We start from the raw sequence: 8,847 nt of genomic DNA, 5'->3' as shown, positions 1-8,847 counted from the left end.
CGCCGCCCGCCCCCGGCCGCAACCCGCTCGCCCAGGGGCACCGGCCGCCCCGGCACCGGAACTCAACGAAGAAAAAATTGCCGAGCGGGCCACGGCCCTCACCGCCAATATGCAGAAGGCCCTGGGCCTCAACCCCCAGCAAATGACCAAGGTGGGCCAGATTAACCTGTTGGGGGTGCGCAACGTGGAAACCGCCCGCCAGACCTACCGCCAGGACGTGCGCAAGATGGCCAGCGTCATCGACGACATCGGCCAGTCGCGCTTGGCCCAGCTCAAGGACGTCCTCAGCCCCGCCCAGTTCGATAAGTACCAACGCAAGCGCGAGGAGAAAATGGGCGTACCCAGCTCCCAGGGAATCCAAGGCAACCCGGCTCCCGGCCTGCCGGGCTATTAGGGGTGAAGTAACCCATAAAAGAACGTCATTTAATAGGCCGTCATTCAGAGCAAAGCGAAGAATCTCGCGTGCTGTCGTTGAGGATTATTCCAACGATTAGCACGCGAGATTCTTCGCTTCGCTCTGAATGACGGCTTTTTATACGCAAACTCACCAATTCACCATCCCTACCCCCAGCTTCAGAATAAAAGCGCTGACGACGACCAGAAACAGCACGCGCACGAAGCCCGTGCCGTGGCGCAGGGCCAGGTGGGCCCCGATGGTGGAGCCGACGACGTTGCTGGCGGCCATGGGCAAGGCGGCGGCCCACAGAATCTGGCCGGTGTAGGCGAAGTAGGCTAGGGCCGCCAGGTTGGTCACGGCATTCACGAGCTTGGCCGAGGCCGAAGCCGAGAGGAAGTCGTAACCGAACAGGCCCACGAAGGCAAAGAGCAGAAACGAGCCCATGCCGGGGCCGAAAAAGCCATCGTAGAAGCCCAGCACTACGCCCATGGCCGCGCCGTAGTAGGGCTCGCGGCTGGCTGGCAGCCGGGGTGCATGAATACTGCCGAAATCCTTGCGCCAGAAGGTGTAAAGCGCAATGGCCACCAGCAAACCCAGCACCAGCGGCGGCAGCAACTCCTGGGGCAAGTGGCTGACCACCCGCGCCCCCAGAAACGAAAACACGCCCGCTACGGCCGCCGCCGTGCCCACCGCCCGCCACCGTAACGGCACCTGCCCCGCGTAACGCCGCAGCGCCGCCAGCGTCCCGAGCAACGACGATACCTTGCCCGTACCCAGAATGGTGGGCACCGGCGTGCCCTTAAGCAGCAGCAGCATGGCCGGCAGCTGAATCAGCCCGCCGCCACCCACTACGGCGTCAATCAGGCCAGCTAAAAAGGCGAATCCGCATAGCAGGGCAATCGTAGTGGCAGTCAGCATAGGCCCGCGAAGGTAAGCGGTGAGTGGGAATGAATGTTCAGGTAAACGAGAAGAAAAGAATGGTCATGCGAAGCGCAGCGGAGCATCTTTACCGTTTCGTTACAATGATATCAGGGAGCAGGATTAGCATTGCAGTAGAGATGCTTCGACTGCGCTCCGCTTCGCTCAGCATGACAGCCCATGGTTTCGCCCGCCTGTCTGCCTGCCCAAACCTCTCCTGCTCCTAACAACCGCCCACGGCGCCGGCCGTACAGCTTTGCTTATGACGGAAGAACTCACCCATCGCCAGAAGATGCTCACGTTTGGCGGCGTATTGCTGGCCATGTTTCTGGGGGCCCTCGATCAAACTATCGTCAGCACGGCGCTGCCGCGCATTGTGGCCGATTTGCACGGGTTGGAGCGCTTTACCTGGGTGGCCACGGCCTACCTGGTGGCCAGCACGGCGCTGGTGCCCATTTATGGCAAGCTGGCCGATACGTACTCGCGGCGCACCATCGAAATCGTGGCCGTGAGCGTGTTTCTGCTGGGCTCGATGCTCTGCGGACTGGCCGGCGAGTTCGGGACCCTGCCCGTGCTGGGCGACGGCATGACCCAGTTGATTATATTCCGGGCCGTGCAGGGATTGGGCGGGGCCGGCCTGTTCGCCATGGCCTTCATCGTTATTGCCGACCTGTTTCCGCCGGCCGAGCGGGGGCGCTACCAAGGCTTTGTGGGGGCGGTGTTTGGCACCTCGTCGGTGCTGGGTCCGTTTTTGGGCGGGTTTCTCACCGATAACGGCACCGGCCTGATTCCGGGCGTGGCGGGCTGGCGGCTGGTGTTCTACGTAAACCTGCCGCTGGGCGCGCTGGCCCTGTGGTTCATCCTCACCCAAATGCCCCCGCTGAGCCCCAGCACTGAGCGCCGCCGCCTCGATTACTTCTCGATGCTGCTGCTGGTGCTTGGGTTGGGGCAGCTGGTTATTGGCTTGCAGCTCAACAAGAACGACTATGGCTGGGCCCACCCGCTCACGCTGGGTTTGCTGGGCGGGGCGGCGTTGCTGCTCACACTTTTCGTGCGCCGCAGTTTGCAGCATCCCAACCCGATTCTGGCTTTCAGCCTATTCAAAAACCCGGTGTTCCGAACGGCCAACGCGGCGCTGTTTCTGCTGGGCGGGGCGTTTCTGGGCCTTATCATTTTTGAGCCCCTGTTCATGGTGAACGTGCTGGGCGAAACCGCTACCCGGGCCGGCGTCAGCCTGATTCCGCTGTCGATGGGCGTAGTGACGGGGTCGTTGCTGGCCGGCCAGATGGTGTCGCGCTACGGCCACTACAAGCGTTGGATGCTGGCCGGGCTGGTGGTACTGATGGTGGGACTTAGCCTGCTGGCTACCATGTCGGCTACCGTTAGTTACGGGCAGGTGTTGGTGTATCTGCTCATTTGCGGAGTGGGCCTGGGGCCGAGTATGCCGCTCTATACGTTGGCTATTCAGAACGCCGTCGAGCCCCAGCTCATCGGCCAGGCAACCTCGGCCAGCCAGTTCTTCCGCCAGATTGGCGGGGCCATTGCGGCCTCTATTCTGGGTACGATTCTCACGTTGGGCCTGAGCACCGCCCTGCCTGCCGCTGGTCCGACCGGCGGCACAGCTCCCACGGCGGCCACGGCCTCGGTTGGTGAAGGCGCGCCCGTTGTTTCGGCCCCCATACCCGCCTCGCCGGCCCTGAAAGCGGCGTTTTCGCGGGCTATTTCGCGGGTGTATCTGGTCACGTTACTGCTGGTGGCGGGCGGGTTTGTGATGACGCTGTTCGTGCCCGAACTACCGCTGCGCAAAACCAACAAGGAAGGGCCTCCGGTAAAGGTGAAGTAGAATGGCCGTAGCGCGAACCGTAGGACAGCGAAGCAACCGCCAGCAAACTACTTGTTCCCACTGACTGTTCTAACTGCTATAACCGGGCTTTTCAGCCGGGTTTCACTTGTTGACTTCTACCAATGCCTACTAATCATAACATTCAACTCAGCGTCCTCGACCAGTCGCCGGTGCCGGCTGGGCGCACGCCCCGCGAGGCGTTGCTGCACACCGTGGAGCTGGCCCGCTTAGCCGACCGCCTAGGCTACACCCGTTTTTGGGTGAGCGAGCATCACAACACCCGCACACTGGCCGGCTCGTCGCCGGAAGTGCTGCTGGGCCGGCTGGGGGCCGAAACCAGCCGTATCCGGTTGGGTTCGGGCGGCGTGATGCTGCCCCATTATTCAGCCCTGAAAGTGGCTGAGAACTTCCGCTTGCTCGAAACCCTCTACCCCGGCCGCATCGACCTGGGCATCGGCCGCGCACCGGGCACCGACCGCGTCACGGCCCAGGCCCTCAACCCCCACAACCAGTTCGACGACCAGGATTTCGTGGAGCAACTCCTGGACCTGCGCGCCTATCTGCGCGACGAGCCGGTGGCCTACTCCACCCACGCCCGGGTGAAAGCCGCGCCCTTCGCCGACACGGTGCCGGAAATGTGGCTGCTCATCTCCAGTGGGCAAAGTGGCCTGTTCGCGGCCCACGTGGGAGCGGCTTTCAGTTTCGCCCATTTCATCAACCCCAACGGCGGCCCGCGCATGGTAGACCTGTACCGGGAACGGTTCCGGCCCTCGCCCGAGCTGGCCACGCCCCAGGCCAACGTGGCCATTTTCGTGGTTTGTGCCGACACGGCGGGCCGGGCCCAACTGCTGGCCGACAACCTGGCCCTGCAGATGCTCAAGCTCGAAACCGGCCAGTTTACACCCATAGAGGCGGCCGAAACTGTGAACGTGGCGGCTCTCTCACCCGATTTGCAGGCCCGCTTGGCCTACCACCACCAGCGCATCATCAGCGGCACTCCCGATAAGGTGAAGGCCGAAATCGAGGGCCTGGCTGCCAGTTATGGCGTGAACGAGGTAGTCGCCGTCACCATCACCCACGACTACGAAGACCGGCTCCGCTCCTACGAGCTACTGGCCAATGCATTTGCCCTGCCGACCTCCGTAAGGCAAAGTGCCGCGGCGCCTTTAGTTGATCAACTGGCTTAAATCCGGGACTCTTAAAGCCGCTTCGCGGTCCCGTAAGGCCGCCTCGCTCCCATTTGGGGTCGGGGCGGCCTTTTCGCAGAGCTGTTTAAGGCCGAACGGGGGCGAAGTGGCACTTCGCCTTACAGCCGCTACTTTTGCCTCCATGCCCACTCCCCTGCCCTCACCTACCGAAAACCGCCTGTTGGCCCTGTTGCGCCGCGCCGGCCTGCTCGACTGGTTTTTGCCCGCGTTGGTGGGCGTGGTAGGGCTGGCGTATCTGGCGCCGGAAGTGGGCAGCAAGGCCAGTCCACTTCCCTGGAAAGTTGTCACGACGGGCGGGGTGGCGCTGGTGTTTTTCTTTTACGGTCTGCGGCTGAGCCTCGATAAACTGCGCACCGGCACCCGCAACTGGCGGCTGCATCTGGTGGTGCAGGGCACCACGTTTGTGTTATTCCCGCTGCTGGCGCTGGCGGCCCGGCCGCTATTTGGTAGTGGGTCGGGGCAGTTGTTGTGGCAGAGTATATTCTTTCTTTGCACGCTGCCAAGCACGGTTTCCACGTCGGTCGTGATGGTGAGTCTGGGGCGGGGCAACGTGCCGGCGGCCATTTTCAACGCCAGTATCAGCTCGCTGGCCGGCATCGTGCTCACGCCGCTATGGGTGCGGGCCGTACTGCACCCGCCCGGCGCCGAAGGCTCCGACCTGAGTGGGTTGGCTCTAAGTCTGATCTGGCAGGTGGTGCTGCCGGTGGCCGCGGGCATGCTGCTCAACCCCCGCTTCGGGGCCTGGGTTGAACGCCACAAGAGCCGCCTGCGCATCCTCGACCAGGTTATCATCCTGAGCATCGTTTTTACGTCCTTCTGTGAGTCGTTTGCCGAGGGCGTATTTCGCAGCTATGCCCCGGCCAACGTGGCGCTGCTGGCGGCCGGCATGGTGGGCCTCTATTTTCTGGTATTTGGGTTGGTAGCGGGAGCCAGCCGGCTGCTGGGCTTCGCGGCGGCCGACCGCACGACGGCCATTTTCTGCGGCTCCAAGAAGTCGTTGGTACATGGCAGCGTAATGGCGAGCCTGCTGTTTCCGGCCACCGCCGCCACCGGGGCGCTGCTGCTGCCGCTCATGCTCTACCACGCCCTCCAGATTATCCTGGCCAGCATCATGGCCCAACGGTTCGGGCGGCAGGCGGTAGCGGCAGGGACTTTAACCATGGAGTGAAATTGACTTTTGACCTGATAGACACCGGCTCCAGTCAGCTGATTTGGTAGACCCAGATACCGGACTTATCCACCAACCTGCTATCTTCCGGCTGATTCGCCTCTCTCCCACCCTTGTTTCCCGGCATGAAAAAACTTCTTCTTGTATTTGCGCTATTTCTGGCAAGCAGTTCCATGGTTTGGGCCCAGACGCCCACCCAAAAGGTGTACGCGGCCGTCGTAAAAGATAAGCCCGCCGACGTCGACGCTTTACTCGGGGCCGGAGCCGACGCCAACGCCCCCGTCGAGATGATGCCCGGCTTCCCAACTACCTTCCTCGTCATCGCGGCCGGCAACGGCCACCTCGACGTGGTAAAGGTCCTGCTCAAGAACAAGGCGCAGATCGATAAGACGGATTCCTTTCAGATGACCCCACTCATGGCCGCCGCCGCCAACGGCAGCCTCGATGTAGTGCAGTTCCTGCTCACCAACGGAGCCAACCCCAAGGCCCGGGACAAGGACGGCAAAGACATGCTGGCCGCCGCCAAAGAGGGCGAAAACGAAGACGTCATTAAGTTGATTAAGAGCAAGCTATAGCTCATAAACAAGCTTGAACGGCCGTAGCGCGAAGCTCCCGCTTCGCGCTACGGCCGTTCTTCTTCCACCCTACTCGTAGCCCTGGTAGCGTAACAGCCGCACCACGAGGCCGGTCCAGCCAGTTTGGTGGCTGGCGCCGAGGCCCCGGCCGGTGTCGCCGTGGAAGTACTCGTGGAAGAGCAGGTGGTCCTTGAAGTGGGGGTCGGTTTGCAGCAGCTCGTCGCCGTTAAAGGCGGGGCGGTGGCCGTTTTCATCCTTCAGAAACAGCCGCGTGAGCCGGGCCGATAGAGCCTCGGCAATCTGGTTGAGCGTGTGCATCTGGCCCGATCCGGTCGGGTATTCAATCTGGAAAGCGTCGCCGTAGTAGGCATAGAAGCGCTGCAACGACTCGATGATAAGGTAGTTGATGGGAAACCAGATAGGTCCGCGCCAGTTGCTGTTGCCCCCGAACATGCTGCTTTCGGCCTCGCCCGGCACGTACTGCACCGTAAAATCGGTTTCCGGGGTGCTGAACACGTAGGGGTTTTCCAGGTGGTCGCGCGACATGGAGCGGATGCCGTAGTCTGATAGGAACTCGCTTTCGTCGAGCATGCGCTTGAGCAGGGCGCGCAGGCGGGAGCGGCGCAGCAGGCTCAGTAGGTGGCGGGCACTCTTGCCCTTTTCGCGCCAGCGGGCCACGAGCTGGGCCAGGTGGGGCCGGTTTTCGAGCAGCCAGCGGGCCCGCTCCGTGAAATCGGGCAGCGAATTGAGCAGCTCCTCATCAATCACCTCGACGGCAAACAGCGGAATCAGGCCCACGATGGAGCGCACCTTGAGCATCGTGCGGGCGTCGTCGGGGGTGTGCAGCACGTCGTAATAGAACTGGTCTTCCTCGTCCCAGAGGTTGAACTGGCCGTCGCCGCCGCGGGTCATGGCGTCGGCGATGTAGAGGAAGTGCTCGAAGAACTTGCCGGCCATTTCCTGGTACACCGAGTTGTGGCGGGCCAGCTCCATGGCCATGCGCATCATGTTGAGCGCGAACATGGCCATCCAACTCGTGCCATCCGACTGCTCGATGTGGCCGCCGGTGGGCAGCGGGGCGCTCCGGTCGAACACGCCGATGTTGTCGAGGCCCAGGAAACCACCCTCGAACACGTTCCGGTCGCTCTTGTCCTTACGGTTCACCCACCACGTAAAGTTGAGGGACAACTTGTGGAACACGGCCTCCAGGAAGGCCGGGTCGCCGTGGCCATTAAGCTTTTTGTCCATCTGGTACACCCGCCAGGTTGCCCAGGCGTGTACCGGCGGGTTCACGTCGGACAGGTGCCACTCGTAGGCCGGCAGCTGCCCGTTGGGGTGCATGTACCAGTCGCGGCAGAGCAGCCGAAGCTGGTTTTTGGCGAACTCGGCATCTACCATCGCCAGCGGAATGCAGTGGAAAGCCAAATCCCAGGCCGCGTACCAGGGGTACTCCCAGGTATCGGGCATCGAGATGATGTCGTGGTTGTGCAGGTGGCGCCAGTTGTGGTTGCGGCCCTTGCGGCGGCGCGAGGCCGTGGGGCGGGGCAAGGCGGGGTCGCCGTCGAGCCACTGCGTGACATCGTAATAGTAAAACTGCTTGCTCCAGAGCATGCCGGCGAAGGCCTGGCGTTGCACGTTGCGGGCATCGGCGCTTTCGGGAATATCTTCCTGCACGCACTCGTAAAACTCGTCGCCCTCCCGCTGCCGGGTATCAAATAAGGCCTCGAAGTTGCCAAACGGCGCGTCCTGGGCCTGCTGGCTCAAACGCACCTGCACGGTCACCGACTCGCCGGCCGGTATGCTGGGCAGGTGGCAGTGCACGGCCATTTTGGTACCCCGGCGGGCGGGGTTCACGGCCGTGATGTCGCCCTCGACTACGTAGTCGTTGATGCCGTCCTTGAAGTAGCGGCTGGGGTTGTGGTAGCTGGCAGTACTGCCGGTACGGTACGCGTTGGTGTCGTTGTCGCAGAACAGCAGCTCGGCCTCGGGCTGGTCGCAGTAGAAATGGTAGCGGCCTAGGCTTGGGTGATCCACCAGCACGGCCCCGGGGCCGTTGGCGGCCAGCACCGGCCGGGTTTCCTGGCCGGGGTAGCCCCAGCTCCAGGTATTGCGAAACCAAAGGTGAGGCAGCAAATGCAGCTCGGCTGCCTCGGGCCCACGGTTGTGGGCCGTAATGCGCAGCAGAATGTCATCGGCTCCCGCCTTGGCGTACTCCACGAACACGTCGAAGTAGCGGCTCTCATTGAAGATGCCGGTGTCGAGCAGCTCGAACTCGGGCTCCTGGCGGGTGCGGGCGGCGTTTTCGCGCACCAGCTGCTGATATGGGAATTCGGCCTGCGGATACTTATAAAGCATCCGCATGTAGGAGTGGGTGGGCGTGCTGTCGAGGTAGTAATACAGCTCCTTGACGTCCTCGCCGTGGTTGCCCTCGGGATTGGTCAGGCCAAACAGGCGCTCCTTGAGCAGTTCATCCTGGCCGTTCCAGAGGCCCACGGCCAGGCACAGGCGCTGCTCGTCGTCGCTGATGCCGCCAATGCCGTCCTCGCCCCAGCGGTAGGCGGTGCTCCGGGCCATGTCGTGGGTGAGGAAGCTCCAGGCCTGGCCATCGGCGCTGTAGTCTTCGCGGACCGTGCCCCACTGCCGCTCAGTCAGGTAGGGGCCAAATTTCTTCCAGGGGGTGGTCAGGGCGTTGGCTTCGGCCAGCCGCAGTTGTTCGTGCGTCATAAAAAGAATCGGGC

At 62.7% G+C, this 8,847-nt stretch carries 7 protein-coding genes; 5 read left to right on the top strand and 2 right to left on the bottom strand.

Annotated features, from left to right (window positions below):
* Window positions 1-394: hypothetical protein (locus CDA63_RS21010; RefSeq protein WP_088466112.1), on the top strand; the 394-nt coding region annotated here is incomplete at its 5' end.
* A 150-nt stretch (window positions 395-544) separates the two neighbouring features.
* On the opposite strand, the gene CDA63_RS19390 is transcribed toward CDA63_RS21010, so the two are convergent.
* Complete coding sequence (locus CDA63_RS19390) at window positions 545-1,315, bottom strand: sulfite exporter TauE/SafE family protein (RefSeq protein ID WP_088466111.1); 771 nt, start codon at window positions 1,313-1,315, stop codon at window positions 545-547.
* 262 nt (window positions 1,316-1,577) lie between these two features.
* Here CDA63_RS19390 and CDA63_RS19385 point away from each other — a divergent pair, with 262 nt between their 5' ends.
* From CDA63_RS19385 to CDA63_RS19370, 4 genes are all read left to right on the top strand, one after another.
* Entirely contained in the window at window positions 1,578-3,158 is a 1,581-nt protein-coding gene (locus CDA63_RS19385) for an MDR family MFS transporter (protein WP_242434754.1), read from the top strand.
* Window positions 3,159-3,280: 122 nt separating this feature from the next.
* A complete protein-coding gene (locus CDA63_RS19380; protein ID WP_088466110.1) occupies window positions 3,281-4,345 on the top strand; it encodes an LLM class flavin-dependent oxidoreductase in 1,065 nt (354 codons plus the stop codon).
* A 142-nt stretch (window positions 4,346-4,487) separates the two neighbouring features.
* Window positions 4,488-5,534, top strand: a complete 1,047-nt coding sequence (locus CDA63_RS19375; RefSeq protein ID WP_088466109.1) for a bile acid:sodium symporter family protein — start codon at window positions 4,488-4,490, stop codon at window positions 5,532-5,534.
* A 125-nt stretch (window positions 5,535-5,659) separates the two neighbouring features.
* Window positions 5,660-6,109 carry an ankyrin repeat domain-containing protein gene (locus CDA63_RS19370; RefSeq protein WP_088466108.1) on the top strand — a complete coding sequence of 150 codons (450 nt, stop codon included), beginning with the start codon at window positions 5,660-5,662 and terminating at the stop codon, window positions 6,107-6,109.
* Window positions 6,110-6,178: 69 nt separating this feature from the next.
* Here CDA63_RS19370 and CDA63_RS19365 read toward each other — a convergent pair whose 3' ends face one another.
* Window positions 6,179-8,833 (bottom strand): MGH1-like glycoside hydrolase domain-containing protein, encoded by a 2,655-nt coding sequence (locus CDA63_RS19365; protein WP_088466107.1) that lies wholly within the window; start codon window positions 8,831-8,833, stop codon window positions 6,179-6,181.
* Between the last annotated feature and the right edge of the window lie 14 nt (window positions 8,834-8,847).

This window comes from Hymenobacter amundsenii, assembly GCF_002204745.1.
GTDB lineage: Bacteria > Bacteroidota > Bacteroidia > Cytophagales > Hymenobacteraceae > Hymenobacter > Hymenobacter amundsenii.
The sequence above is the reverse complement of the archived record's forward strand: the minus strand, read 5'-3'. Positions and strand labels throughout refer to the sequence as shown.

Bases quoted from the DNA above. Each gene is read 5' to 3' on its own strand.
- CDA63_RS19375 (WP_088466109.1), top strand. From the start codon at position 4,488: ATGCCCACTCCCCTGCCCTCACCTACCGAAAACCGCCTGTTGGCCCTG.
- CDA63_RS19370 (WP_088466108.1), top strand. From the start codon at position 5,660: ATGAAAAAACTTCTTCTTGTATTTGCGCTATTTCTGGCAAGCAGTTCC.
- CDA63_RS19380 (WP_088466110.1), top strand. From the start codon at position 3,281: ATGCCTACTAATCATAACATTCAACTCAGCGTCCTCGACCAGTCGCCG.
- CDA63_RS19385 (WP_242434754.1), top strand. From the start codon at position 1,578: ATGACGGAAGAACTCACCCATCGCCAGAAGATGCTCACGTTTGGCGGC.
- CDA63_RS19365 (WP_088466107.1), bottom strand. From the start codon at position 8,833: ATGACGCACGAACAACTGCGGCTGGCCGAAGCCAACGCCCTGACCACC.
- CDA63_RS19390 (WP_088466111.1), bottom strand. From the start codon at position 1,315: ATGCTGACTGCCACTACGATTGCCCTGCTATGCGGATTCGCCTTTTTA.